Origin of the sequence: Microbacterium sp. NPDC087868 (assembly GCF_044900755.1) — a bacterium.
GTDB lineage: Bacteria > Actinomycetota > Actinomycetes > Actinomycetales > Microbacteriaceae > Microbacterium > Microbacterium galbinum.
On sequence record NZ_JBJDNO010000001.1, the window covers coordinates 539,454 to 564,886 of the forward strand.

General features: G+C 68.6%; 29 protein-coding genes and 3 tRNA genes. 13 read left to right on the forward strand and 19 right to left on the reverse strand.

Going from position 1 to position 25,433, the window contains the following annotated elements:
- Positions 1-10: 10 nt before the first annotated feature.
- The 6 genes from fni to ACI2JZ_RS02730 form a co-directional block, all read right to left on the reverse strand.
- Entirely contained in the window at positions 11-1,072 is a 1,062-nt protein-coding gene (gene fni / locus ACI2JZ_RS02705) for a type 2 isopentenyl-diphosphate Delta-isomerase (protein ID WP_404596441.1), read from the reverse strand.
- Positions 1,062-2,165, reverse strand: a complete 1,104-nt coding sequence (locus ACI2JZ_RS02710) for a phosphomevalonate kinase (protein ID WP_336640405.1) — start codon at positions 2,163-2,165, stop codon at positions 1,062-1,064. Before ACI2JZ_RS02710 ends, fni begins: the two co-directional genes overlap by 11 nt.
- A complete protein-coding gene (mvaD, locus tag ACI2JZ_RS02715) occupies positions 2,162-3,115 on the reverse strand; it encodes a diphosphomevalonate decarboxylase (RefSeq protein ID WP_404596442.1) in 954 nt (317 codons plus the stop codon). The genes ACI2JZ_RS02710 and mvaD overlap by 4 nt, the downstream gene beginning before the upstream one ends.
- Complete coding sequence (gene mvk / locus ACI2JZ_RS02720; protein WP_404596443.1) at positions 3,112-4,125, reverse strand: mevalonate kinase; 1,014 nt, start codon at positions 4,123-4,125, stop codon at positions 3,112-3,114. The genes mvaD and mvk overlap by 4 nt, the downstream gene beginning before the upstream one ends.
- Positions 4,126-4,163: 38 nt before the next feature.
- Positions 4,164-4,237: transfer RNA gene (locus ACI2JZ_RS02725), tRNA-Ile, on the reverse strand.
- Positions 4,238-4,266: 29 nt separating this feature from the next.
- Positions 4,267-4,803 carry a gamma carbonic anhydrase family protein gene (locus ACI2JZ_RS02730; RefSeq protein ID WP_404596444.1) on the reverse strand — a complete coding sequence of 179 codons (537 nt, stop codon included), beginning with the start codon at positions 4,801-4,803 and terminating at the stop codon, positions 4,267-4,269.
- Between the two features lie 140 nt (positions 4,804-4,943).
- Between ACI2JZ_RS02730 and ACI2JZ_RS02735 the strand changes: the two genes are divergently transcribed.
- Positions 4,944-5,429, forward strand: a complete 486-nt coding sequence (locus tag ACI2JZ_RS02735; RefSeq protein ID WP_247622542.1) for a Dps family protein — start codon at positions 4,944-4,946, stop codon at positions 5,427-5,429.
- Between the two features lie 61 nt (positions 5,430-5,490).
- Here the strand turns inward: ACI2JZ_RS02735 and ACI2JZ_RS02740 are convergent, their stop codons facing one another.
- From ACI2JZ_RS02740 to ACI2JZ_RS02760, 5 genes are read right to left on the reverse strand one after another with little or no spacing between them, the layout of a single operon-like run.
- On the reverse strand, positions 5,491-6,987 hold the full coding sequence (locus ACI2JZ_RS02740; RefSeq protein ID WP_404596445.1) for an amidohydrolase: 1,497 nt from the start codon (positions 6,985-6,987) through the stop codon (positions 5,491-5,493).
- Positions 6,984-7,625, reverse strand: a complete 642-nt coding sequence (locus tag ACI2JZ_RS02745) for an FMN-binding negative transcriptional regulator (RefSeq protein WP_336640410.1) — start codon at positions 7,623-7,625, stop codon at positions 6,984-6,986. Before ACI2JZ_RS02745 ends, ACI2JZ_RS02740 begins: the two co-directional genes overlap by 4 nt.
- Before the next feature lie 35 nt (positions 7,626-7,660).
- The gene (locus tag ACI2JZ_RS02750) at positions 7,661-8,659 is read right to left on the reverse strand and encodes an Fpg/Nei family DNA glycosylase (protein ID WP_404596446.1); all 999 of its coding nucleotides are present in this window, start codon (positions 8,657-8,659) and stop codon (positions 7,661-7,663) included.
- A gap of 1 nt (position 8,660) precedes the next feature.
- The gene (locus tag ACI2JZ_RS02755; RefSeq protein ID WP_247622546.1) at positions 8,661-9,146 is read right to left on the reverse strand and encodes a ribose-5-phosphate isomerase; all 486 of its coding nucleotides are present in this window, start codon (positions 9,144-9,146) and stop codon (positions 8,661-8,663) included.
- A 38-nt stretch (positions 9,147-9,184) separates the two neighbouring features.
- The gene (locus tag ACI2JZ_RS02760; RefSeq protein ID WP_404596447.1) at positions 9,185-10,369 is read right to left on the reverse strand and encodes a ferrochelatase; all 1,185 of its coding nucleotides are present in this window, start codon (positions 10,367-10,369) and stop codon (positions 9,185-9,187) included.
- Between the two features lie 123 nt (positions 10,370-10,492).
- Between ACI2JZ_RS02760 and pepN the strand changes: the two genes are divergently transcribed.
- The 4 genes from pepN to ACI2JZ_RS02780 all read left to right on the forward strand — a co-directional run bounded on the left by pepN (position 10,493) and on the right by ACI2JZ_RS02780 (position 16,323).
- Positions 10,493-13,045, forward strand: coding sequence for an aminopeptidase N (gene pepN / locus ACI2JZ_RS02765; protein ID WP_404596448.1), 2,553 nt, complete (start codon positions 10,493-10,495; stop codon positions 13,043-13,045).
- Between the two features lie 100 nt (positions 13,046-13,145).
- Positions 13,146-14,222 (forward strand): mechanosensitive ion channel family protein, encoded by a 1,077-nt coding sequence (locus tag ACI2JZ_RS02770; RefSeq protein WP_247622549.1) that lies wholly within the window; start codon positions 13,146-13,148, stop codon positions 14,220-14,222.
- The gene (locus ACI2JZ_RS02775) at positions 14,219-14,668 is read left to right on the forward strand and encodes a globin (protein ID WP_404596449.1); all 450 of its coding nucleotides are present in this window, start codon (positions 14,219-14,221) and stop codon (positions 14,666-14,668) included. Before ACI2JZ_RS02770 ends, ACI2JZ_RS02775 begins: the two co-directional genes overlap by 4 nt.
- The gene (locus ACI2JZ_RS02780) at positions 14,665-16,323 is read left to right on the forward strand and encodes an FAD-binding dehydrogenase (RefSeq protein ID WP_404596450.1); all 1,659 of its coding nucleotides are present in this window, start codon (positions 14,665-14,667) and stop codon (positions 16,321-16,323) included. The genes ACI2JZ_RS02775 and ACI2JZ_RS02780 overlap by 4 nt, the downstream gene beginning before the upstream one ends.
- A 15-nt stretch (positions 16,324-16,338) precedes the next feature.
- Here ACI2JZ_RS02780 and ACI2JZ_RS02785 read toward each other — a convergent pair whose 3' ends face one another.
- Entirely contained in the window at positions 16,339-17,010 is a 672-nt protein-coding gene (locus ACI2JZ_RS02785; protein WP_404596451.1) for a hypothetical protein, read from the reverse strand.
- Between the two features lie 49 nt (positions 17,011-17,059).
- Here ACI2JZ_RS02785 and ACI2JZ_RS02790 point away from each other — a divergent pair, with 49 nt between their 5' ends.
- Positions 17,060-17,947: an acyl-CoA thioesterase gene (locus tag ACI2JZ_RS02790; protein ID WP_404596452.1), complete on the forward strand. Its 888-nt coding sequence runs from the start codon at positions 17,060-17,062 to the stop codon at positions 17,945-17,947.
- Positions 17,948-17,971: 24 nt separating this feature from the next.
- On the opposite strand, the gene ACI2JZ_RS02795 is transcribed toward ACI2JZ_RS02790, so the two are convergent.
- The 4 genes from ACI2JZ_RS02795 to ACI2JZ_RS02810 all read right to left on the reverse strand — a co-directional run bounded on the left by ACI2JZ_RS02795 (position 17,972) and on the right by ACI2JZ_RS02810 (position 21,290).
- A complete protein-coding gene (locus ACI2JZ_RS02795) occupies positions 17,972-18,466 on the reverse strand; it encodes a thioesterase family protein (RefSeq protein ID WP_247622554.1) in 495 nt (164 codons plus the stop codon).
- A gap of 6 nt (positions 18,467-18,472) precedes the next feature.
- Positions 18,473-20,152 (reverse strand): energy-dependent translational throttle protein EttA, encoded by a 1,680-nt coding sequence (gene ettA / locus ACI2JZ_RS02800; protein WP_247622555.1) that lies wholly within the window; start codon positions 20,150-20,152, stop codon positions 18,473-18,475.
- A 61-nt stretch (positions 20,153-20,213) separates the two neighbouring features.
- Positions 20,214-20,705, reverse strand: coding sequence for a DUF6993 domain-containing protein (locus tag ACI2JZ_RS02805; protein ID WP_404596453.1), 492 nt, complete (start codon positions 20,703-20,705; stop codon positions 20,214-20,216).
- Positions 20,706-20,777: 72 nt separating this feature from the next.
- Positions 20,778-21,290, reverse strand: a complete 513-nt coding sequence (locus ACI2JZ_RS02810; protein ID WP_404596454.1) for a single-stranded DNA-binding protein — start codon at positions 21,288-21,290, stop codon at positions 20,778-20,780.
- 191 nt (positions 21,291-21,481) lie between these two features.
- Between ACI2JZ_RS02810 and ACI2JZ_RS02815 the strand changes: the two genes are divergently transcribed.
- Positions 21,482-21,754 (forward strand): hypothetical protein, encoded by a 273-nt coding sequence (locus tag ACI2JZ_RS02815; RefSeq protein ID WP_247622558.1) that lies wholly within the window; start codon positions 21,482-21,484, stop codon positions 21,752-21,754.
- Between the two features lie 16 nt (positions 21,755-21,770).
- Here the strand turns inward: ACI2JZ_RS02815 and ACI2JZ_RS02820 are convergent.
- Positions 21,771-21,842 (reverse strand) — tRNA-Arg (locus ACI2JZ_RS02820).
- 60 nt (positions 21,843-21,902) lie between these two features.
- Between ACI2JZ_RS02820 and orn the strand changes: the two genes are divergently transcribed.
- The 6 genes from orn (at position 21,903) to ACI2JZ_RS02850 (ending at position 24,503) form a co-directional block, all read left to right on the forward strand.
- Positions 21,903-22,529 (forward strand): oligoribonuclease, encoded by a 627-nt coding sequence (orn, locus tag ACI2JZ_RS02825; RefSeq protein WP_247622559.1) that lies wholly within the window; start codon positions 21,903-21,905, stop codon positions 22,527-22,529.
- A gap of 36 nt (positions 22,530-22,565) precedes the next feature.
- A tRNA-His gene (locus ACI2JZ_RS02830) sits at positions 22,566-22,641 on the forward strand.
- Between the two features lie 79 nt (positions 22,642-22,720).
- Positions 22,721-23,353: a LysE family transporter gene (locus ACI2JZ_RS02835; protein ID WP_404596455.1), complete on the forward strand. Its 633-nt coding sequence runs from the start codon at positions 22,721-22,723 to the stop codon at positions 23,351-23,353.
- Between the two features lie 27 nt (positions 23,354-23,380).
- Positions 23,381-23,728 (forward strand): metallopeptidase family protein, encoded by a 348-nt coding sequence (locus tag ACI2JZ_RS02840; RefSeq protein ID WP_247956105.1) that lies wholly within the window; start codon positions 23,381-23,383, stop codon positions 23,726-23,728.
- Complete coding sequence (clpS, locus tag ACI2JZ_RS02845) at positions 23,725-24,021, forward strand: ATP-dependent Clp protease adapter ClpS (RefSeq protein ID WP_404596456.1); 297 nt, start codon at positions 23,725-23,727, stop codon at positions 24,019-24,021. The genes ACI2JZ_RS02840 and clpS overlap by 4 nt, the downstream gene beginning before the upstream one ends.
- Complete coding sequence (locus ACI2JZ_RS02850) at positions 24,018-24,503, forward strand: DUF2017 family protein (RefSeq protein ID WP_404596457.1); 486 nt, start codon at positions 24,018-24,020, stop codon at positions 24,501-24,503. The genes clpS and ACI2JZ_RS02850 overlap by 4 nt, the downstream gene beginning before the upstream one ends.
- Before the next feature lie 12 nt (positions 24,504-24,515).
- Here the strand turns inward: ACI2JZ_RS02850 and ACI2JZ_RS02855 are convergent, their stop codons facing one another.
- Positions 24,516-25,097, reverse strand: a complete 582-nt coding sequence (locus ACI2JZ_RS02855) for a hypothetical protein (protein WP_404596458.1) — start codon at positions 25,095-25,097, stop codon at positions 24,516-24,518.
- Entirely contained in the window at positions 25,081-25,398 is a 318-nt protein-coding gene (locus ACI2JZ_RS02860) for a hypothetical protein (protein WP_404596459.1), read from the reverse strand. Before ACI2JZ_RS02860 ends, ACI2JZ_RS02855 begins: the two co-directional genes overlap by 17 nt.
- Positions 25,399-25,433: the final 35 nt, after the last annotated feature.

The window sequence follows — 25,433 nt, forward strand, 5'->3', positions numbered from 1 at the left end:
AGCCTTTCGGTCATCGTGCGTCGGAGCGCCGCGAGAGGGCCGCGAGGTCGATGCCCCGCGCGCGGCAGAAGTCTGCGGTGCCGCCGGTGACGACGAGATCGGTGCGCACCAGGTCGGAGGTCGCCGCGGCGCCGAGGAGCGCCGAGAGCGCTGTGAGATGCGTGGTCCATTCCCCGAGGCGCGAGGCCAGCGCCTCGGGACCGCCGTCGAGCACCGTCTTGAGGAACGGGCCGGAGACGCCCACCGCCCGTGCGCCGAGCGCCAGGGCGCGCACGGCATCGAGCGGAGTGCGCACGCCGCCGGAGGCGAGGAGGACCGGGGCGGATGCCGGGGCGTCGATCAGGCACTCGACGGCCGACTGCCCCCATCCCGCCAGATAGGCGTACCCCTCTCCCCCGCGGCGGGCGTTCTCGACACGGACGAAGTCCGTTCCTCCGCGACCGGACACGTCCGCGGCGGCGACACCGAGATCGGCGAGGAAGGCGAGCGTGCGGGCGCTCAGCCCGAAACCGACCTCCTTCACGACCACCGGCACGTCGACGGCCGCCACCAGGGACTCGAGCGACCGCTGCCACGACGAGAACGCGCGGCGTCCCTCGGGCATGACCGTCTCCTGCACGCTGTTGACGTGCACCTGCAACGCGTTCGCCTCGATCAGATCGATGGCTCGGCGCGCGTCGTCCGGCGTGCGTTCGACACCCAGATTGGCGAAGAGGAACCCGTCGGGATGCTCTTCGCGGAGCACACGGAACGTGGGGGCGAGAGAGGGATTCTCCAGCGCGACGCTCATCGATCCCGAAGCCAGCGGCACTCCCGCCTCCCGCGCGGCGATCGCGAGGTCGCGGTTGATGCGTCCGGTGCTCTCGCTTCCGCCGGTCATCGCGTTGACGTAGAGAGGCACGCTCCAGCGTGCTCCCAGCAGATCACCCGCGAGGCTGACGCGCTCGGCATCGATCCCCGCGAGGGCGTGATGCACGAACGCGACGTCGTCGAAACCGTTCGATGCGATGCGCGCTTCGCCCTGCTGGGCTGCGGCGAGCCGTACGTGATCATCCTTGCGCTCAGAGGACATCGAGCACCCCCTCGGGCGGGTGCACGCCGATCGTGAGGTGACGCACGTCGTGGTGCTCCCACTCGCGGAAGATGTCGGCGAGATCGGTGTGCACGGGAGCGAGCACGATGCCGCAGTCGCCGCCGCCCGCGCCGGAGGGCTTCGCGGCCGCCCCTGCCGCCTCGGCGATATCGCACAGCACTGCGAGCTGCGCGGTCTCGATCGGCAGACCGGCCTGGGCGCCGAGGCGCTGCAGCAGTCGTCGGGCCTCACGGATGCCGTCGAGGGTCGCCGCGTCGTCGCCGCGCGAGAGCGACTCCCACAGGGCCGACACGCACGCGCGCGAGTCGAGCAGGAACGCGGGGTGATCGACCGCTCCCGCCAGTGTTCGACGGCCGAGCTCGTCGACGAGTCGCGCCGTCGACGCGGGTTCACCGGTCCAGCCCACCACGAACCGTAGCTGCTCCGGCGGATGCAGACGCACGATCTGGAGGCCCGCCCAGAGGTTCTCGTCCGCGAGCAGCGGTGCGATCGGTCCGTTCTCGGATCTCTCTCCGAGGAGATCCCGGTCGGGCGCGCGATAGCCGATCCATCCGCCGAAGGCGCTCGCTGCCAGATCGCCCCCCGATGCGCTGGGGTTGACCCGGATCGTCGCGAGCATCGACAGCTTGAACGCCGCCAGGCGATCCAGGCCCAGCCCGTAGAACTCGTCGAGTGCGCGCACGGTCGCCACCGTGACCGCAGCCGAGGAGCCCAGGCCGAACTTGCGTCCGCTGACGTCGTCGAGACCGCTCTCGATCCGCAGATCGAAGAAGCGCGGGGCGACCCGCAGGTCGGCGCGGAGCCGCTCGACGATCGTGATCGCCGCCAGCACGTAGTCGTAGGGGTGGTGCTCCGGATCGATGCGTAGTCCGTCGGCACTGCGGGTCCACAGCAGCGGCGAACGCCCGTACTCGGGCGAGTGGATGCTCCCGGCTCCGACGCTCTCCGACACCGAGACCGACACGTACCGGTCGACGGCGACGAGCACGGAGGGCTCGCCCGGCGAGACGACCGCGTACTCCCCCGCGATGAACAGCTTGCCCGGTGCGCGGACCGTGATGACCGGGCTCATGCGAGCACCTCCACTCCGGGCCCCGGACGCGCGATCATGGTCTCCGCGAGCGGACGGACCGCCGCGGCCACGGCATCCGCGTCCTGCGGCCGGCACAGGAACACGACGTTGGGCCCTGCATCGGCGGTCGCGTAGACCGGCAGACCGTCGGCACGGAGCGACTCCGCGAGGTCGAAGAGGGCGACGCTCACCGGCGACAGGTACCGCACGGGCGGATCGCACGACTGGATGACCGCGTGCATGCGGAGCGCGTTCGTCTCGGTGATCCGCCCGAGGCGCTCGACGTCGCCGTTACGGCTGGCCTGCACCGCAGCCGATAGCGTCTCCGTCGTCGACGAGACCCACGCGGGGTAGAACGGCGACGTGAGCGCCGTCCGCTTCATGGCGTCGCGGCTGGAGACGGCTTTCTCCTCGGAATTCACGATCGCGATCACCATCGCGAGATCGGGGGCGTCGAGCGGCTCGGCGAAGGACTCCTCATCACTGCCTGCGTGCCACACCGCGAACCCCGGGATCACCGATCGCGCCGCAGATCCGGACCCGCGGCGGGCGAGTCGGCTGAGCGCCGTTCGGTCGAGGTCCAGGCCGTACGCACGCGACGCCGCCGCGGCGAGGGCGGCGAACCCCGACGCGGAGGAGGCGAGACCAGCGGCGGAGGGCACCGTGTTCACGGAATCGACCACGGCCGCCGTCCGGGACCCGGCCATCTCCCGCACGATGTCGAGGAAGCGCACGACACGATCACGGACCACTCCCTCACGGACCGCTCCGTTGAGCACGACCTCGTCGTGCGCGGCATCCGGCGCGAGCGTCACGGTCGTGGTCGTGGGGAACACGTCCAGCGTCATCGAGAGGCTGCCCGTCGCGGGCAGGTTCAACGCCGTGTCCGCTTTTCCCCAGTACTTGACGAGGGCGATGTTCGGGTGGGCGCGAGCCGTGACGGCGGTCATCGCGTTCCTCTCAGTTCGGTGGTCCAGGTGGCGGCGGCGCCTCGTCCGCGAAGGTCGTGCGCGAGCTCCGTCGCATGATCGGGATCACGCGCCAGCACGAGCACGCATCCTCCCCGACCGCCTCCGGTGAGCTTGGCTCCGAGCGCGCCGCCCGTGCGGGCGATGCCGGCGAGCCGGTCGAGCGCGGGATCTCCGACTCCCAGCTCCCCGAGCAGCGCATGCGCCTCGTCCATTCGGACGCCGATCTCCTCCGGCCTCGGGGATGCCAGCGCCGCCCGACCCTCGCGGGCGAGCGCTCCGAGCCGATCGAGCCGCCGCTCCACGGCGATCGGATCGGCGTCGCGCAGCGCGCGGACGGCGGCGACGGCCTCGCGCGTGCATCCCCGCACTCCCGAGTCGGCGATCACGAACGACAGGGGACCCGCGACCTCGAGATCGTGCGCGCTGCCGTCCTGGAACCACACCGGCCGGTCGGAGACGACCGTGCGTGCGTCGAGCCCGCTGGGCGACGTGTGCGCGGCGCGTTCCGCGATCTGGATCAGATGATGACGTTCGGAGGGATCGAGTTCGTGACCGAAGGCGGCGGCGACGGCCTGCACGATGGCCGCCGACACTGCGGCGCTCGATCCCACACCGCGTTCCGCGGGCAGGTCGCTCTCGACGTGCACCCGCACCCCGGAGCCGTCGGCGCCGACCGCGCTCATCGTCGCCTCGACCGCGCGAGCGGTGGAGGCCAGGCGGTCGGGAACCCGACCGAGGTCACCGGTGTAGAGCGCGCTGTGCAGAAGACGGCGCTCGGGCAGCGGCTCCGCCTCGGCGCGAACGCGAAGATCGCGCAGCGGAAGGGCGATCGCGGGGTGCCCGTAGACGACGGCGTGCTCCCCGAAGAGGATCGCCTTGCCCGACGCGGTGCCTACGCCGATCACCGGGTCGCTGTCGTGCGCGCCCCTCTGCGGAGCGGCGAAGGATTCGCCCGGTGTTCTGCTGTCGTCGGAAGCCGTGATTCTCATCTTTACTAAGGCAAGCCTAATCCACTGTCACGGCACGGTAGGGCGGGTGGGACTTGAACCCACGATCGTCGGGTTATGAGCCCGCTGCCTTGACCAGCTTGGCCACCGCCCCGTGTACGTCCAGCCTAGCGGTGCCCCGGGTCATACCTCCGTCGCGCGCGCGTGCACCTGCTGGTGCGCGAGATAGATGTCGGCGTTCGCGAGCAGTCCGGCACGCTCCTCCTCGGTCAGGGCGCGACGCACCTTCGCGGGAACGCCGGCGACGAGAGATCCGTCCGGCACCTCGCTGCCTCCCAGCACGACGGCACCACCGGCGATCAGGCACCCGCTCCCGATCACCGCGCCGCTGAGGATCACCGCCCCCATGCCGATCAACGAACCGTCGCCGATCGAGCATCCGTGTACGACGGCGTTGTGCCCGATCGACACATGGCGCCCGATCAGCACCGGGTGTCCGGCGTCCACGTGCACCGAGACGTTGTCCTGCACGTTGCTGCCCGCTCCGATCACGATCGAGGCCGAATCGGCCCGGAGGACCGCGTTGTACCAGACGCTCGACGACTCTGCGAGAGTGACGTCGCCGACGATGCGAGCACCCTCGGCGACGAACGCCTCGGGATCGATCGACGGCTCCCGATCGGGGAGGGCGAGGACGGATGCTCCGGATGCGATGCTCATGAGGCGAGACTATCCTCACATCCCCGTGATTCCGCGGATTTTCGGGGCGGTTAGCGGAGCCTCAGCTTGCTTGCGGAATGTTTCAACCTGAGTAGCGTTGTCTTCATCAGGTACGAAAAGGCACCTCGGAGGAGCACAAGATGAGCAAGGTACAGACCGTTTCCACCACCGCCAGCGACCCCACCGTGGCTGCTGCCGCCGCACAGTTCCTCTCGCCCGTCGTCCTGGGCCTGCAGGCGCTCACGATCAACGGCAAGCAGGCGCACTGGCACGTGCGCGGCGCCAACTTCGTCGGCGTCCACGAACTCCTCGACACGATCGTCGCCCACGCCGGCGACTTCGCCGACACCGCGGCGGAGCGCATCGTCGCCCTCGGTCTCCCGATCGACGCCCGCGTGAGCGCGGTCGCCGCGAAGGCCGGCGAGACCGGCGTCCCCGCCGGCTTCACGCAGTCGGACGAACTCGTCCGCGCCGTGATCGCCGACATCGACGCGATCCTGGTCGACACCAAGGCCGCGATCGACGGCCTCGACGAGGTCGACCTCACGAGCCAGGACGTCGCGATCGAGATCATGCGCGGCCTCGAGAAGGACCGTTGGTTCCTCGTTTCGCACATCGCCGCGTAATCTCGTCGCACGAGAACGAGAGAAGGGCCCCGGGATTCGATCCCGGGGCCCTTCTTCCTGTTCAGGCCCGGTGGGTGACGCGACCGGCGAGCAGTGTCGCGACCACCGGCATGTCGCGCAGATGCGTCCCCGTCGCTCGCCGCGGATCCGCGGCGCACAACGCCAGGTCGGCGGGAGCTCCGGGAACGCTCGTCGACCGGATGCTGGCCTGCAGCGCCTGATCGAAGGTCACCGCTTCCTCGGGATGCCAGGCGTCGCGCGCGTTCTCGGTACGTGTGACGGCGGCGGCCATCGCCTGCCAGGGGTCGAGGGCAGCCACCGGCGCATCGGAACCGAACCTCACATCGGCCCCCGCGGCGAACAGCGATGCGAGCGGGTACCCCAGGGAATCCTGCGTCGCCCACAGCCGCTCCGCGAGATCGCGGTCGTCGATCGCGTGCTGCGGCTGCACACTCGCCGTGATACCGAGTCGGGCGAATCGCGCGAGATCGGCGTGCCGGACGAGCTGCGCGTGCTCGATGGAGCCCACGGCCCCGGTCATGGCGAAGGCGTCCAGCGCGGTGGAGGCCGCGCGATCGCCGATCGCGTGCACGGCGACGGCGAGGCCCGCGCCGGTCGCGGTGGTGAGCAGTCCGATCAGCTCCTCGCGGGGAACCGTCATCACCCCGAAATTGTAGGGATCGCCCGGGTACGCGTGCGTGCACGCCGCGGTCCGCGTGCCGAGCGAGCCGTCGCTGATGATCTTCAACGGTCCCACCCGGATGAGGCCTCGTCGCGCCTGCGGAAGGTCCGCATCGTCGATGAGCTCACCGGTACGAAGACCCTCCGCCACCGCCCGAGCCAGGTCGAACGGGTACACCGCGAACTCCACCCGGTGCGCGGCGAACCCGCTCGCGACACGGCGCGGCCAGGCATCCGCGTTCCAGGCCATGTCGAAGTCGACGATCCCGGTTACCCCGCGAGCTGCGGCCTCCTCCCCCGCTCGCTGCACTGCGCGGTCCGCATGCTCGGGGTCGACCGCGTTCAGACGGCGCGAGATCTCGAATGCCCCCTCCTCGCGCAGCACCCCATCGGTGGTCGACATGCCCTCGCGCCGTAGCGCCGCGGAGTTCAGCCACACGCTGTGCACGTCAGCGTTGATGAGGTACGTCGGCACCTCACCGGTCGCTGCGTCCAACACGGCGAGCGTCGGGCGGTCGTCCCAGAGCGCGTCGCGATACCCCGTTCCCACGCGCCGCCCGTCCGACAGAGGCGCGACCGCCCCCATCCGGGACGCCGCCTCGGCGGCCGAGAGAGTGTCATCCAGCGATTCGCGCTCGGCCGCCAACGCCCACTGCACCGTGTGCACGTGGTTGTCCCAGAGCCCCGGCACCGCCCACGCCCCCTCGGCATCGAGCTCCGCACCGGTCGAGGGCAGGGCGCCGGCGGGCGCGATGTCGGCGATCCGTCCGTCCGCGATCACGATGTCCACCGGCTCCTCGTCGATCAGGTACTCACGACCGGGTCCGGCGATGCGAACCCCGCGGATCATCCCGACCTCGTCACCGACGACGCTCATGCCCGCTTCTCCTTCCGTGCGTCCTGCGCCCGACGCATCTCCGATGCCAACGCCGGGTTGGCGTAAGGCCCCTCGCCGTTCAGTTCGCCGATGACCGTATCGATCGTCTCCGCGGGCTTGTTCTGGCTGAGCTTGCGCTTCGCGACCACGCGCGTCGGGGTCAACCGGAAGCCGACGGTGCCGGCCGCAAGACGCTCGATGAAGGCCGCATCGTTCGGCCGCTCCCACATCCGTCGCGGATCGGGAAGCTCACTCTCGAAACGGTCCACGAGACGGTCCAGCACCGCGAGGTTCTCGTCGGCGCTCAGGATCTCGGGCACGCCCGACAGGTGCACCGCCGTGTAGTTCCACGTCGGCACAGCGGCCACATCGCCGTACCAACCCGGCGAGATGTAACCGTGCGGCCCCTGGAAGACGATGAGGATCTCACCGTCGCCGAGTCCGTGGATGAGGTCATCGGGCCGGCCGACGTGACCCACCACCGTCAGGTCGTCGCTCGCGTCGTCCAGCAGTACGGCGTAGTGCGAGGCGACGAGTCCATCGGCGGTGCTGCTCGTGATCGTGGCCCAGGGATTCGCCGCGATCACGCGACGGATCTCCGCCCGATCGGCGAGAGTGAAGCTGGGATTCTGACGCATCCTCCCAGCCTAGGACTCGACTCGATCCCGGGCTCTCACGCCTGGCAGCGCGGGCACCAGTAGAGCTTGCGCGCGCCGATCTCCTCGAGGGCGATCTCGGTACCGCACACGCGACACGGCAGACCCGCGCGGTGGTAGACCCAGTGCCTGTCGTCACGGCTCGCCATGGCCGCTCGATACCGCTCGGGCGACAGGTCGTCCATCGTCATCATCTGGCCGGTCTCGACGCCGATCGCCAGCAGCCGCACCCAATCGTGCCAGAGGGCACGCACGACGTCCTCGGGAACGTCACGTCCCGGGGTGTGCGGGTTGAGCCGCTGCCGATAGAGCATCTCGGCGCGGTACACGTTTCCGATGCCGCTCACGACAGACTGGTCCATCAGCAGGAGGGCGATGACGGTCTGCTTCTTCCGCACTGCGCAGACGAAGCGCTCCTCGTTCTCGACCGGGTCTCCGACGAGCGGGTCCGGTCCGAGCTTCGCGATGGTCGCGAGCATCTCGTCGGGGGTCTGCAGGACGCACGCGGTGGGGCCGCGGAGATCGGCGGCGGTGATGTCGGTCATCAGACGCAGACGTACCTGCCCGACCACGGGCGGCGGCCACTCCACGCCCTCGTCGGCGAGGCCCTTGGTCTGCTCCGACATGCGCACGTGCACGCGCGTGCGCCGCGGGGCGCCGATCGATGCGAGCGAGTTCTCTCCGGCGTCGTCGAGGATCTCCTCGTCGATGACCGTGCCGCGCTGGTTGGTCTGCCCCATCCGACCGTTCGCCGAGGCGATCGTCGGGTCGACGAGGATCTCCCCCGCGAAGTCCCAGGCGCCGTAGAGGCCGAGGTGCACGCGCAGCCACACGTCGCCCTCGGCCTCGAGGAACATCTGCTTGCCGACGGCCTGCACGCTCACGGCGGATCGGCCGTCGAGAACCGCGGCGCCCTCGGCGAATCGGCCCTGCGGGCTGGCGGCGGAGAGCGTCTTCCCGATGAAGTTGCGGTCGAACTGGCGCGCGATCCGGTGGACGGAATGACCCTCGGGCATGTCAGGCCCGCGGGTCCGGCAGCAGGGAGCCGTCGCGCTCGAAGTCGGCGATCTGCCCGATCCGACGAACGTGGCGCTCCTCGCCCGAGAAGGGCGTGGCGAGGAAGAGATCGATGAACGACGTGACCTCGTCGTACGTGTGCTGACGGGCGCCGATCGAGATCACGTTCGCGTCGTTGTGCTCGCGGGCGAGCTCGGCGGTCGACAGGTTCCAGACGAGCGCGGCGCGGATGCCCTGCACCTTGTTCGCCGCGATCTGCTCGCCGTTGCCCGACCCGCCGAAGACGATGCCGGCGGCTTCGATCCCCGCGGCCTGGTCCGCGACGACGGCCTGCGCGGCACGGATGCAGAACGCCGGGTAGTCGTCGAGCGCGTCGTACGCGATCGGCCCATGATCGGTGACATCGTGGCCCGCCGCGCGCAGATGCTCCTGCAACTGGGTCGAGAACTCGAGACCGGCGTGATCGGTGGCGATGTGGATGCGCATGGCCTTCATTCTATTGACGCCACCGACATCGTGTCGGACTACGGGGCGATGCCCGCGGCCGCCGGCTTGAAGCCGGCGCGCACGTTCTCGCAGCAGCCGGGACGGCAGACGTCGAAACCGCCCGGAAGGTCGGTCAGGTGCTGGCGCTCACTCCGCGGACGCCCCTCGAGACGCTCCTGGATCAGGTCGACGATCCCGGCGACGAACGTGGGCGACACACCCGGGGTGGGCGTGCGGGTGAAGGCGAGTCCCGCTTCCTCCGCCGCTTCCTTGGCCTCGGTGTCGAGGTCCCAGAGCACCTCCATGTGGTCGCTCATGAAGCCCAGCGGAACGACGGCGACGGCCCGGCGTCCGCGCCCGGGCAGCTCGGCGATGACGTCGCACACGTCGGGGTCGAGCCACGGCTGCGACGGGGGGCCCGAGCGCGACTGGTAGACGAGCTCCCACGACACACCGGCACCGGTCGGCAGCGTCTGCAGCACGCGGTCCATCACCCAGGCCGCGACGGCCTCGTGCTGCGCCGCGTACGCGCCGCCCTCACCCCAGTCGATGTCGCGCGCGCCGGAGCGCTGCGCGTCCTCCGTCGGGATGCTGTGCGTGGAGAACAGGATTTGGATGTCGGATGCCGCGATCCCGTCGGCGAGGAAGCCCTCGATCGCTTCGCGGACGCCGGTCTCGAAGGCGTCGACGAATCCGGGGTGGTCGTAGAACGGGCGGATCTTGTCGATCGTGACGCTTTCACCGAGGCCGGTCTCCTGCAGAACGCCCGCGAAGTCCTCGCGGTACTGCCGGCAGCTCGAGAACGAGCTGTACGCGCTCGTCGCGAAGGCGAGCAGCGTCGAGTGGCCGTTGTCGGATGCCGTCGTCACCGCGTCCGCGAGATACGGCGTCCAGTTGCGGTTGCCCCAGTACACGGGCAGATCGATGCCCCGCGCGGCGAGTTCGGCTTCGAGCGCCGCCTTGAGCGCGCGGTTCTGGCCGTTGATCGGACTCACGCCGCCGAAGTGACGGTAGTGATGCGCGACCTCTTCGAGCCGCTCGTCGGGGATGCCGCGCCCTCGCGTCACATTGCGCAGGAAGGGGATCACGTCCTCCTGCCCCTCCGGTCCGCCGAAGCCGGCGAGGAGGATCCCGTCGTAGGCGACGGGGGTCGTGACGATGGCTGCACCTCCGGCCGCGGCAGCAGAGGCAAAGGGGACGACTACGGGTTCGATCGCGCTCACCCTCCTATCCTTTCACCTCGACGGAGTGGCGAGGGTCGCGCGCTGGCGTAGTCTGTCATGGTTGCCGTCGGCGCCAACTGCGCCATTCCCCGGCGACGACCCCTCACCCCTGGGAGTAAAGCTGTGCCTGGAGAGAACCTCACCCGTATCGAAGCGCAGGAGCGTCGCGACGTCGTCGGCACCGAGTCGTACGACATCGCACTCGACCTGACGAAGGGCGCCGAGATCTTCGGATCCCGGAGCGTCGTCCGCTTCACCGCGACGCCCGACAGCTTCACGTTCATCGACCTGATCGCGCGCGATGTGCGCGAGATCTCGCTCAACGGCGAGCAGCTCGACCCGAACGAGGTCTTCGCGGACTCGCGCATCACCCTCACGGGCCTGCAGGCCGAGAACGTGCTGGTCGTCGACGCCGACTGCCTCTACACGAACACGGGCGAGGGCCTGCACCGCTTCGTCGATCCCGTCGACGGCGAGGTCTACCTCTACTCCCAGTTCGAGGTGCCCGACTCCCGTCGCGTGTTCGCGGTGTTCGAGCAGCCCGATCTGAAGGCCACGTTCCAGTTCACGATCACGGCGCCCGCCGCCTGGAAGGTGATCTCGAACTCCCCCACGCCCGAGCCCATCGTGCACGACGACGACGTCACCGCGACCTGGGGCTTCGAGCCGACCCCCCGCATCTCCTCGTACATCACGGCCCTGATCGCCGGCCCGTACGAGTCGACCTTCTCCGAGCTCACGAGCGCATCCGGCCGCGTCATCCCTCTCGGTGTCTACGGACGCAAGAGCCTCTGGCAGCACCTCGACGCCGACTACATCTTCGACAAGACCCGTGAGGGCTTCGCCTATTACGAGTCCAAGTTCGGCGTTCCCTACCCGTTCGCCAAGTACGACCAGCTCTTCGTGCCGGAGTTCAACGCCGGAGCCATGGAGAACGCCGGCGCTGTCACCTTCACCGAGACCTACGTCTTCCGCAGCAAGGTGACGGATGCCGTGAAGGAGCGTCGTGTCGTCACGATCCTCCACGAGCTCGCACACATGTGGTTCGGCGATCTGGTGACCATGAAGTGGTGGAACGACCTCTGGCTGAACGAGTCGTTCGCCGAGTGGGCGTCAACCATCGCGACCGCCGAGGCCACCGAGTGGACCGAGGCATGGACGACCTTCAACGCGATGGAGAAGACCTGGGCGTACCGCCAGGACCAGCTCCCGTCGACGCACCCGATCGTCGCCGAGATCAACGACCTCGAGGACGTACAGGTCAACTTCGACGGCATCACGTACGCCAAGGGCGGCTCCGTGCTCAAGCAGCTCGCCGCGTGGGTGGGCATCGAGGCCTTCTTCGCCGGTGTCTCGCAGTACTTCCAGAAGCACTCGTGGGGCAACACCGAGCTGAGCGATCTGCTCGTAGAGCTCGAGGCGACCAGCGGACGCGACCTGAGCACGTGGTCGAAGAAGTGGCTCGAGACCGCGGGGGTCAACACCCTCGAGCCCGTCATCGCGGAGGACGGCAACGGCACGATCTCGCGCTTCGCCGTGACGCAGACCGCCCCGGCCGACTACCCGACGATCCGCCCGCACCGTCTGGGCATCGGGTTCTACAACCTGTCCGACGGTGCACTCAGCCGCACGCACTACGTCGAGGTCGACGTCGACGGCGATCGCACCGAGGTGCCGGAGCTGCAGGGCCTGGCCCAGCCCGACCTCGTGCTGCTGAACGACCAGGACCTCGCCTACGCGAAGATCCGCCTCGACGAGCGCTCGCTCGCCACGGCCATCGCGCACCTCGCCGACATCCACGATCCGCTCGCGCGCTCGCTCGTCTGGGGTGCAGCGTGGGATCAGACCCGCGACGCCGAGAGCGCGGCATCCGACTACATCGATCTCGTGCTCGGCAACATCGGCCGGGAGAGCGAGTCGACGACCGTGCGCACGACGCTCGCGCAGCTGCGCACGGCGGCGACGCTCTACGTCGCGCCCCAGGAGCGCGACGCGGCGCGACTCAAGGTCGCCGACGGCCTCTGGGCACTCGCCGAGTCGGCCGAGTCCGGCAGCGACAGCCAGCTGCAGTTCGTCACCGCCTTCGCCACCTCTCTCGTGACGCCGGAGCACGCGGGCATCGTCGGTCGCCTGCGCTCGGGCGAGGAGACGCTGCCCGGCCTCGAGATCGATGCCGACCTGAGCTGGCAGCTGCTGGTGGGCCTCGCGACCATCGGGGCCACGGATGCCGCGACGATCGACGCCGCTCTCGCCGCGGACAACACCTCCAAGGGTGGCGAGTTCGCCGCGCAGGCACGTGCGGCTCTCCCCGACGTCGCATCCAAGAAGGCGGCGTGGGCCTCCCTCGTCGACCGTGACGATGCCCCGAACACGATCGTCCGCTCCGCGGCTCTCGGCTTCGTGCACCCCGCGGGTGCCGAAGCTCTCCGCGAGTTCGTCGGGCCGTACTTCGAGATGCTCCTCCCCGTATGGGAGTCGCGCACCTATCAGATCGCGCAGTACCTCGTGACGGGTCTGTTCCCGACGGCACTGGCCGATGTCGCTCTTCGCGACGCGACGCGCGCGTGGCTGTCCGAGCATCAGGATGCCGCGCCGGCGCTGCGCCGCCTCGTGCTCGAGAACCTCGCCGACGTCGAGCGCGCGCTCACCGCGCAGTCCCGCGACAGCGACGACTGACCGCCTGCGTGACGGGGCCCGGGGTGCGTCTGACGACGTCGCCCCGGGCCCCTTCTCGTATCCAGCCCCCACCGAGACCCGATCGCTAGAATCGTTGGCGATGATCATTCCGTTCGAGAACACCGATCCCGTCGAGCCGACCGACGTCCCAGCGATCTGGGAGGAGACGCTCCGCGTGTTGGGGATCGTCGGAGGCAAAGCACTCCTGGTCGCGATCATCATCGTGAGCTGCGTGCTCATCGCCCTCGTGCTGCGCGTGGTCATCCGTCGGGTCGTGCACCGCATCGTCGACAGCGCGAAGAACAAGGCATCCGTCGACGACACGCAGGCCCTGGAACGCTCACCGCTCGCCGACATGCGCCTCGTGCAGCGCACACGCACCCTGGGGTCGATCCTCCAGAACATCGTGAACGTGATGCTGGTGATCATCGCGCTCGTGCTCATCGTGAACGCGATCGACAACAGCCTGCTCGGCTCCCTGACGCTGCTGACCGCCGCGGTCGGTGCCGGCCTCGGTTTCGGCGCCCAGAACATCGTCAAGGACGTGCTGAACGGCATCTTCCTCGTCGCCGAGGATCAGATCGGCATCGGCGACGTCGTCGACCTCGGTCTCGCGACCGGCGTGGTCGAGTACGTGAGCGTGCGCATCACGCAGGTGCGCGATGTCAACGGCACCCTCTGGTACGTGCGCAACGGCGAGGTCCTGCGCATCGGCAACATGTCGCAGGGCTGGGCCCGCGCGATCATCGATATCGGCGTGCCCGTCGACTCCGATCTCGAAGTGGTCGAGCAGACGATGCTCGACACCGCCCTCGCCCTCGCGAAGGACCCGAAGTGGCGCACCCGGATCGTCGAGAAGCCCGAGCTGTGGGGCCTGGAATCGATCGAGGGCGACGCCCTCGTCGTACGCATCGTGATCAAGGCCCGCGCGAACGCGAAGGACGACGTCGCTCAGGAGCTGCGCAAGCGTCTGCGCTCGGCACTGGCCGAGAAGGAGATCGCGATCCCCCGAATGCACGCCGTGATCCCCACCGGCCTCGACGGAGCGCGACGCGTCCGCGGAGCGAATCCCCCCAAGACGCGTCCGAACGCCGTGACCGGCGTTCCGGTGATCCCCGACCGCGGGATCTGGCGGCGCAAGAAGCCCACCACGGGCGACGGGAGCACAGACAAGTGACGTTCTACGACGAGGTCGGCGGCCGCGAGACGTTCGCGAAGATCGTCTCGGTCTTCTACCGCGAGATCGCGATCGATCCGGTGCTGAAGCCCATGTACCCCGAGGAGGATCTCGGTCCCGCGGAAGAGCGGCTGCTGCTGTTCCTCGAGCAGTACTGGGGAGGGCCCACCACGTACGGGGAGACCCGTGGGCACCCGCGGCTGCGCATGCGCCACATACCGTTCCACGTCGACCCCGACGCCCGCGATCGTTGGCTCCGCTGCATGCGCACAGCCGTCGACGAGGCGGAGTTGTCGCCTCTGCACGAATCCACGCTCTGGGACTACCTCGAGCGCGCCGCATATGCCATGGTGAACACGTTCGAGCCGTCGGGAATCGGTGCCGGCGCCGACGGACGCCCCACGCTCGAGACCCGCTCACGTCAGGAATCAACGGAGACACCATGACGAACACGCCCCTGTCCACGGATGTCCTGGTGATCGGATGGGGGTTGGCCGGACTCGTCGCCGCCTCCGAGGCGCTCGACGCCGGTCGCCGCGTCGTGCTCATCGATCAGGAGCCGCGCACGAACCTCGGCGGACAGGCGTGGTGGTCGTTCGGCGGACTGTTCTTCATCGATTCCCCCGAGCAGCGACGCCTCGGCATCCGCGACTCGATCGAGCTCGCGACGCAGGATTGGTTCGGCTCCGCCGGTTTCGACCGCCCGGAGGACGAGTGGCCGCGCCGATGGGCGGAGGCCTACCTGCAGTTCGCCGCCGGGGAGAAGCGCGCCTGGCTGCGCGAACGGGGCGTCGGCTTCTTCCCCGTCGTGGGATGGGCGGAACGCGGAGGCTACGGGGCGATCGGCCCCGGAAACTCCGTGCCGCGTTTCCACATCACCTGGGGCACCGGTCCGGGAGTGGTCGCTCCCTTCGCGGCCCGGGTCGAACAGGGCGAGCGCGAGGGGCGGCTCACCGTCCTGCCCCGCCATCGCGTCACCGCACTGCTCACGGCCGACGGCGCCGTATCGGGTGCCCGCGGCGACATCCTCGCCTCGAACGGCGAGGAGCGCGGCATCCCCTCCTCCCGAGAGATCGTCGGCGACTTCGAGATCCGTGCGGGCGCGACGATCGTGGCCTCGGGCGGTATCGGCGGCAACCACGATCTGGTGCGTGCGGCCTGGCCCGAGCGGCTCGGCACTCCCCCGGCCCACATGCTCACCGGCGTGCCCGCCTACGTCGACGGTTCGATGCAGCGCGTCTCCGCCGAGGCCGGCGCCCGGCTGATCAACGGCGACCGCATGTGGCACTACGTCGAGGGCATCACGAACTGGGATCCGGTCTGGCCGTCGCACGGCATCCGCATCCTCCCCGGTCCCTCATCGCTCTGGCTCGATGCGACCGGCTCGCGCCTGCCCGTACCGCTGTACCCGGGCTTCGACACGCTCGGCACCCTGGCTCATCTGCGCACGACGGGCCACGACCACTCGTGGTTCGTGACCTCCCGTCAGATCATCGAGAAGGAGTTCGCGCTCTCCGGGAGCGAGCAGAACCCGGACCTCACCGGTAAGGACGTCGGGCTGCTGCTGAAGTCGCGTCTCGCCAAGGGACCGACCGGCCCCGTCCAGTCGTTCCTCGATGAGGGCGCTGACTTCATCGTCGAGAACGATCTCGAGTCTTTGCTCGAGCAGATGCGGGCGCATCCGGGCGGAGAACACCTCGACATCGACACCGTGCGGCGCGAGGTGCAGGCGCGTGATCGGGAGATCGAGAACGACTTCACCAAGGATGCCCAGATCGGCATGCTCCGCTCGATGCGCAGCTATCGCGGCGACAAGCTCATCCGCACAGCCGCACCGCATCGTCTGCAGGACCCGTCCGCCGGACCCATGGTCGCCGTGAAGCTCCATGTGCTCACCCGCAAGTCGCTCGGAGGCATCCAGACCGATCTCGACGGGCGTGCGCTCGACGGCCAGGGCTCTGCCATCCCCGGTCTGTTCGCGGCAGGCGAGGCGAGCGGCTTCGGCGGCGGTGGCGTGCACGGCTATCGCGCGCTCGAAGGGACGTTCCTGGGCGGCTGCCTGTTCTCCGGACGGCAGGCAGGACGCGCCGCGGCGCGATGAGCCGGCAGCCGGCGGCTAGATCGAGCCCTGGAGTCCCGTACCCCGCACGGCGGTAAGTCCGGTCGCGACCGGACCGCGCGCGAGTACATGCCCGCGACGGAATGCAAGGCGCGACCATCGCCCCGAGCGCGTCACCGGCACCTGCTCCTCACCCGAGATGAATCCCAGCGCGTCGGCCGCGAAGGCGATTCCGCGCGGCAGGCCCGCCAGCTCCTCGTCCGGTTCGCCCCAGATGGCCGCACGCAACGCGCGGACGGCTTCCTCTCCGGCGCCGGGAGTCGCACCGCGCGCGACGGCGGAGATCCCCCACTGGGCACGATTCGCGATGACGGATGCCGGAAGCTCGGCGATCTGCTCCCATCCGCTTCGCGGCGGTGCGACACCCGCCCACGCCGGGGAGAGACCCGTCTCGGGAAGCGTGAGTCGAACGTCGTCGTCACCGGCCGTGAGTCGGTCGACCACGATGTCGCACTGCAGCTCGGGATCGGCATGGACGATGCGCATCGCCAGCACGGTAGGGGTCTGGTCGAACAGCCCCTGCGGAGCGAGCGCCGCGGTGGTCAACGCGAGAACTCCGTTCGCCGCCTGCAGACGGACCCCCTCGTCGGTGATCCGCGCCGCCCGTCCCAGGAAGGTGAGGACGTCTTTCGCGGTCTCGCGGTCGGCGAGCAGGAGGTCGTGGGGCACGGGTTCTAAACTATCAACGGAGCGGTGGTCCGGCCGCGGAGAGGGAGATATGAGCGCGGAGAGCCACGCCATCCGCACCGTCGAGCAGTTGCTCGAGGTGCTCGATCTCGATTCGACGCAGGCGCGTACGACGGAGGACATCTTCACCGGTGCGTCGCACCCGATGCCTACCGGACGCATCTACGGCGGCCAGGTGCTCGCCCAGAGCCTCATCGCCGCCGAGCGCACGCTCCCCGAAGACCGACCGGTGCATTCGATGCACGGCTACTTCCTGCGCCCGGGCGATTCCGCACAGGGGATAACGATCGCGGTCGATCGCATCCACGACGGGCGGTCGTTCTCCACCCGTCGGTCGCAGGCGTACCAGAACGGGGTGCCGATCTTCTCGATGATCGCCTCGTTCCAGGACGAGGATCCCGGCGTCGAGCATGCCGAGCCGCTACCCGAGGGAATCCCCGATCCGGAGACGCTCGACCCGGATGAGGCGACGGTCGAGGGTCTACCCGGCGGGACGGTGCGGATGCTGACCGACCGCGCTGCCGACATCCGTCACGTCGACCACCCGCTCTATCTGCCGAGCGGTGACGAGCGGGCACCCCGTCAGGCGGTGTGGATGCGGATGCGCGCACCGCTTCCCGACGATCCGCGCCTGCACCGCGCGGCTCTCGCGTACCTCAGCGACATGACGATCCAGGAGTCGATCCTGCGGGCGCACGGCGTCTACTGGGCGCTTCCCGGGCTGAAGGTGGCGAGCCTCGACCACGCGATGTGGTGGCATCGTCCGGCGCGGGTCGACGAGTGGTTGCTCTACGTGCAGGAGTCGCCGAACGCCCGCGGGGGTCGCGGACTCGCGACGGGACGCATCTACACGCGTGATGGAGCTCTGGTCGCGAGCGTCGCACAGGAGATCATGATCCGCGTGCCCGAAGGCGCCTGATCCCCGATCCAGCGCTCGACCCGCTCAGCGGTGCGCGTACTCGATCGACGCGCCGACGTAGGGTTCCCACGCCTCGCGCATCTCTCCGGTGAGGCGGGTCGGCCGCCCGGTGCGGGCATCGACGAGCACGATGATCGCGGTCGAGCGGGCGTAGATGGTGCGCGGCTCGGACGCGGGGTCGTTGTGCACCTCGTAGCAGACCTCGACGCTCGATCCGCCGAGCTTGCCGAACCACATCTGCACCTCGAGCGGCCGGCGCTGGTACGGCACCGGCGCGAGGTACTCGATCTCTTGGCGGGCGATGAGCGTGAGCACGCCCTCATCGATCCCCGAATCGAGCACAGCGGTCGAGGGGGCTTCCTCCCCCGGTCCCGCACGCCAGAACGCCCGCACGCGCGCCTCTTCGAGGAGCTTGAGCATGGAGGTGTTGTTGACGTGGTTGAATGCGTCCAGATCTCCCCACCGCAGGTGGATGGGAATGTGCAGACGAGGACCTGCCGCTGTGCTCGAATCGGACATCGGCGCTCAGTCGCGCGTGAGCTTGCGGTGCGTCGACCGGTGCGGCTTCGCCGCGTCCGGCCCGAGGCGCTCGATCTTGTTCTCCTCGTAGGCCTCGAAGTTGCCCTCGAACCAGTACCACTGGTCGGGCTTCTCGTCGGTGCCTTCGTACGCCAGGATGTGCGTGGCGATGCGGTCGAGGAACCACCGGTCGTGCGTGATGACCACGGCGCAGCCGGGGAACTCGAGCAGCGCGTTCTCGAGCGAGCTCAGCGTCTCGACGTCGAGGTCGTTGGTGGGCTCGTCGAGGAGCAGCAGGTTGCCGCCCTCCTTGAGCGTGAGGGCGAGGTTCAGACGGTTGCGCTCACCACCGGAGAGCACACCGGCCTTCTTCTGCTGGTCCGGCCCCTTGAATCCGAACTTCGACACGTAGGCGCGCGACGGGATCTCGGTCTTGCCGACGGTGATGAAGTCGAGTCCGTCGGAGACGACCTCCCACAGCGTCTTGTCGGGGTCGATGTTCGCCCGAGACTGGTCGACGTAGCTGATCTTGACCGTCTCACCGATCTTCAGGGTGCCGCCGTCGAGCGGCTCCAGGCCCACGATCGTCTTGAACAGCGTGGTCTTTCCGACGCCGTTCGGGCCGATCACGCCGACGATGCCGTTGGGCGGCAGGTTGAAGCTGAGTCCGTCGATGAGAGAGCGACCGTCGAAGCCCTTCTGCAGGTTCTTCGCGTCGATGACGATGCTGCCGAGTCGAGGACCGGCGGGGATCGTGATCTCCTCGAAGTCGAGCTTGCGGGTGCGCTCCGCCTCGGATGCCATCTCCTCGTACCGGGCGAGACGCGCCTTCGACTTGGTCTGACGCCCCTTCGCGCTGGAGCGGACCCACTCGAGCTCCTCCTTGAGGCGCTTCGCGAGCTTGGCGTCCTTCTTGCCCTGGATCTCGAGGCGCTCGCCCTTCTTCTCGAGGTAGGTCGAGTAGTTGCCCTCGTAGCCGATCAGGCGACCACGGTCGACCTCTGCGATCCACTCGGCGACGTGGTCGAGGAAGTACCGGTCGTGGGTGATCGCGATGACCGCGCCCTTGTACGCCTGCAGGTGCTGCTCGAGCCAGAGCACGCTCTCGGCATCGAGGTGGTTGGTGGGCTCGTCGAGCAGCAGCAGATCCGGCTTCTGCAGCAGCAGCTTGGCGAGAGCCACGCGGCGCTTCTCACCACCGGAGAGCGGAGCGATCGCCGCATCGGCCGGCGGGGTGCGGAGCGCATCCATCGCCTGGTCGAGCTGGGAGTCGAGGTCCCATCCGTCGGCTGCGTCGATCTCCTCCTGCAGGGTGCCCATCTCGGCGAGGAGGGCGTCGAAGTCGGCGTCGGGATCGGCCATCAGCGCCGAGATCTCGTTGAAACGGTCGACCTTCGCCTTGATGGCGATGCCGTCCTGGATGTTCTCGATCACCGTCTTGGATTCGTCGAGCTCCGGCTCCTGCATCAGGATGCCGACGCTGAACCCCGGCGAGAGCTTCGCCTCGCCGTTGGAGGGCGTGTCGAGGCCGGCCATGATCTTGAGGATCGTCGACTTACCGGCACCGTTCGGGCCGACCATGCCGATCTTCGCTCCGGGGAGGAAGGCCATCGTGACGTCATCGAGGATGAGCTTCTCGCCCACCGCCTTGCGCGCACGGACCATCGAGTAGATGTACTCTGCCACCGGGAATCGCTCCTTCTGTCGGCGTCTGATCGACACTCCAGCCTACCGGCTGGAGTGCGGGTCACCAGTCGATCGCGCGCGTGGTGCCGATGAGGCATCGCCCCTCGGCGAGTTGCGGCATCACCTGCGTCACCAGCTGGCCCGTCGACGGACCGACCTGGCCGATGAGGCACTCGGTGTCGCCCCAGCGCACCGAGAACTGCAGACTCTCGGCCGCGTTCCCCACGGTCGACTGGTCGTTGGTGACCTGCATCGCCGCTTTGTCGAAGCCGACGCCCACGAGCGCGTCGACGTACGCTCGCCCCTCGGCGCGCTGCTCCGAATCCCACACGCCCTGTGCGGTCTGAGTGAAGATCGGGAGGTTGTCGTCGGCGGAGCCGTCGGGCACGAAGGCTACTTCCACGGGGGCGTCGGTCGCCGAGGGCGACGGAGCCGAAGACGTGGGCGCGGGGTCGGGGTCGCCCACGCAGCCCGCGAGCACGAGAACAGCGGCCGCAGCGACGGACGCACCGACGACCGCGCGTATGACGGGGAGGACCGATCGTCGAAGCACGCCCCGAGTCTACGGGGACGTGCCGACGATCGCCGTCACACGACACGGCGGGAGTCGCTGCCGCGCGCGGGCTCAGTAGAGTGCCGGCGCCGTCGCTTCCTCGTCCACCGCGGGGGTGTCCGTCTCGGCCCATGCCGTGTCGAGCGCGAGCGGCGCGGACTCCTCGTCGCCGCGAATGTCTCCGTGCGTATCGTTCGCCGCGGCCGGCGCCTCACTGGTCGGCGTCGTGCGGCTCGAACGGAGGTAGGCCGTCGTCCCCCACCGGAGGTCGTGCCCGATCGCATCGGCGTCGATGTCGACGCTCGTGCCGCTCTTGCCGTTGCTCTCCCAGTTGCGGATCCGCAGACGCCCGGTGACGATCACGCTGTCGCCGGAGCGCAGCGAGGCCTTCGCATGCTCGCCGAGCTGCCGATACGCGGCGACGGAGTACCAGTTCGTTCCGGAATCGACCCAGGCCTGGGCCGACTGATCGAATCGGCGATGGGTGCTCGCGAGACGGAAGTTCGTCACGGCGACGCCTCCGCCCGTCTGCGCCTGGTTGGGGTCGGTCGCCACCCTGCCGACGATCGTCACGGTATCCATCATCTCGTTCTCCTTCGCTCCCGAGTCTTCCGCTCGGCTCGCTCCAGACTGCGCCAGGCAGATGGCACTGCGGGACGCGGATCACGCGGTTGGTGGACGAACGGGAATCCCCGGTCAGCGTGCAGGAAGAGTGCCCCAGGCCGTCGATCCGAATGTCGGTGGTCGGTCATACGTTCGAGGTGAGAGGAGAACTCATGAACGACACACTGATCGCACCCACCACCGCACAGCCCTGGACGACGCCCCGCATCGCCTCGACGCGTGAACACCTGATCCGAGCCGCCGATCAGTTGTGGCGTGTGCAGGACAATGCGTCCGGTCGAGTCCTCGGCCACCTTCGCGTCGCGACCGATCCGCTCGGTCTGCGCTATCGCGCCGAGCGTCTCCACCTCGAGACCGGTGCGTTCCGACTGATCGGCGAGTTCTGGCGGGTCGACGACGCGGTATCCGCGCTGCGTTACTCGTGAACCGATGACGCAGTCGTGCCCCCGGCAGGATTCGAACCTGCGACCGGCGGATTAGAAGGCCGCTGCTCTTCCGCTGAGCTACGGAGGCGAATAGCACTACCGTACCGTGCTCGCGCTCCGATGTCGGAGCCGTCGATAGTATGACGGCATGGTATCTGCGTCGGAGAACGATCGTCTCGTATGGATCGACTGTGAGATGACGGGGCTCGATCTCTCGATCGATGAACTCGTCGAGATCGCCGTCGTCATCACGGACTTCGAACTCCAACCCGTCGATCCCGGATTCCAGATCGTGATCCGCCCGAGCGCCGCCTCGCTCGAGAACATGAACGACTTCGTGACCAAGATGCACGAGAAGTCGGGCCTGATCGAGGAGATCCCCCTCGGAGTGACGCTCGAAGAGGCTGAGGCGCAGACCCTCGCGTACATCCGTCGCTTCGTCCCCGTCGAGCGCAAGGCGCCCCTCGCCGGCAACACGATCGGCACCGATCGCATGTTCCTCGCGAAGTACATGCCGACAATCGATCAGTGGCTGCACTACCGCAACGTCGATGTGTCCAGCATCAAGGAGCTCTCGCGCCGGTGGTACCCGCGAGTCTTCTTCCAGGCTCCGTCCAAAGACGGCGGGCACCGCGCGCTCGCAGACATCCTCGAGTCCATCCGTGAGCTCCGCTACTACCGGGAGGCGGTCTTCGTCGACGAGCCCGGCCCCTCGAGCGACGACGCGAAGACCATCGCTCAGCGCACCGTGTCGGAGTTCACCCCAAACATGTAATAGACTCGTCTGGTTGCCTGCTCCGGTAGGCACATGGTGGGTATAGCTCAGCTGGTAGAGCGCTGGCTTGTGGTGCCGGATGTCGCGGGTTCGAGTCCCGTTACTCACCCCATACGAAAGGCCCGAGTCCCCGGACTCGGGCCTTTCGCTTTGCGGGATCTCGCTCCGAGTCGCGCCCCTAGACTGACGAGGTGTCACTCGCGGTCTGGTTCTCGCTTCTGACGGCATCCGTGGTGATCAGCTTCACCCCGGGCGCCGGCGCCATCAATACGATGTCGAACGCCCTCTCCCAGGGCTGGCGTCGATCGATCTGGGGCATCATCGGGCAGCAGCTCGCCCTCGTGGTGCACGTGGTCGTGGTGGCGGCCGGAGTCGGGCTGCTGGTCTCTCGGTCTGAACTGCTGTTCAACGGCATCCGTTACGCGGGTGCCGCCTACCTCGTCTACCTCGGCCTGCGGCTGATCCTCGCGAAGCCCACGGCCCCCGTCGCCGACGACGCACTCGACCTGGTCGATGCGCACGAGGGTCACTGGTCCATGATCCGTCGGGGTTTCTGGGTCAACCTGCTCAACCCCAAGGCGATCGTGTTCTTCCTCGCCTTCATCCCCCAGTTCATCCGCCTCGACGAACCCCAACTGCCTCAATACCTGATCCTCCTGGCCACGGTCATCGTCGTGGACGTCCTCGTGATGTGGGGCTTCTTCGCCGCAGCCGCCCGGCCGTTCCGACGCTTCACGCGCACGGCGAAGGGCCAGCGCACCCTCAACACCGTCTTCGGCATCCTCTTCATCGCGGTCGCCGGGCTCCTCGTCTTCCTGCATTGATCCTGCGCGGCCCCTAGGCTGAACACGATGGAAATGGATGCCGCGACCTTCGAGACCCTCGTCGTCGACGAGCTCGATCGGCTGCCCGACGACATGGTCGACGGACTCGACAACGTCGTGTTCGTCGTCGAGGACCGCCCGGAGGACGGCAGCCTCGACCTCCTCGGCCTGTACGACGGGCTCGCCCTGACCGAGCGCACCCAGTACGGGATGGGCGAACTCCCCGACCGGATCGTCGTCTACCGCGAACCCCACCTCGCCGTGTGCGAGGACGAGGGGGAGCTCCGCGACGAGCTCCACACCACACTCGTGCACGAGATCGCGCATTTCTACGGCCTCGACGACGCGCAGCTCCACGATCTGGGATGGGCATGAGCACGCCTGCGGTGGTCCCGGACGTCGTGGAGGACATCGATCTCCGCGCCGCGCCGCTCGAGCCCTGGCAGGTCGTCGTCTGGAACGATCCGGTCAACCTCATGAGCTACGTCGTACGGGTGTTCCGCACGTACTTCGGCTACTCGATCGATCGCGCGACGTCGCTGATGCTCGCCGTGCACCACGACGGGCACGCGATCGTCGCGACGGGGCCCCGCGAGACCATGGAGGTCCACGCTCAGGCCATGCACGAGTACGGCCTCTGGGCGACCGTGCGGAAGGACCCGCAGTGAGCGCCGCTGCCGTCGAGATCACCCTCGTCACCCTCGAGGGCGTGCGACTGGACGAGGTCGTCGACGAGTACACGACGCTGCTGTCGTCCGCGGATGCGAACGACGAGGCCCTCGATCGTCTCGCACCGAACCCCTATCCCGACGATGAGCACGCGTCACGCGATTTCGCCGAGGCCACCCGGGACGATCTGCTCGAGCGCCGCCTCGCAGATGCCGACGTGGTCCGCCGCGCACTCGCCCCGTTCCAGTCCTTCCGCGCGTCGATGACCGATGACGACATGCTCCGCTCCCACACCCTCGAGGTCCCGCGCGGCGAGGTCGATGCGTGGTTGCGCACTCTGAACGCGATCCGCCTGGTCCTCGCCACCCGCCTCGGGATCATCGAGGACGACGACCACGACCCCGAGGATCCGCATTTCGGGATCTACGACTGGATCGGGTACCGACTCGAGCTCCTCATCGATGCGGAGATGGGCGACTGACGCGCCCGCCAGTCACGGAATGTCGATGATCCGCGTCGCCAACGACCGGGGGTCGTCACGCGCGATGTGCGCGCGCTCCTGCGCCGCCCAACGATCCCAGTGCGGACGGTAGGTCTCGCCGTCGCGCGTCAGCGCCCTGCGCTTGCGCACCGGCTCCGCAGCCTCGAGCCACACCCGCACATCGCCCAGGGCTGCCGTGGCCGGTGTCAACAGTCCGCTGCCCTCGACGATCACTCCGAGCGCAGGATCGACCGCATGCGTCTCCGCCTCGGTAGCGCGTTCCCAATCCCAACGCTGCCATGCGCCGAGTTTCCCGCGCCCGTGCGGCCGGAGGATTCCCTCCAGCGCCCGCTCGACTCCCCCATCGAGGCCGTCCCATCCGGGATAGAGCGAATCGAGGGCGATGACCTGCACACGACCGACGAGCGGCCACTCTTCCGCGACCCTCGCCGCGAGAGTGGACTTCCCCGCGCCGCTGCAGCCGTCGATGAGGACGACCGGGTTCGACGCGGCCAACGCGCGGAGATCGTCGCAGATCAGCCCCGCCGCGCGATCGAGCGCCGCAGCGACAGGATCGTCACTTCTTGAGGGCACGGATGATGCGTGAGAGAGCTCGGCCTGCGACCCAGACGAACGGTACCGCCACGGCCAGCAGCGTGACGATGTTGGGCTCGAAACGCAGCCCCTCCTCGCGACGCACGTAGACGCCGACGGGAACGGAGACTCCGCCGCCGCCACCGCCTTCCGCGCCGTCGCCGCTTCCCCCGCCGAAGCCCGAGTAGGTGAAGGCGACGGGAGTGATGCTGACGCCGTCGACGTCCTGCGGCTCTCCGTATGCGCTCTTGACCCCGATGGACGCGGCCTGCTTTCCGAGTTCCAGTGCAATGTTCGGCATGGGACCACGCTAGTCGACCGCAAGGGGTTGCGGAG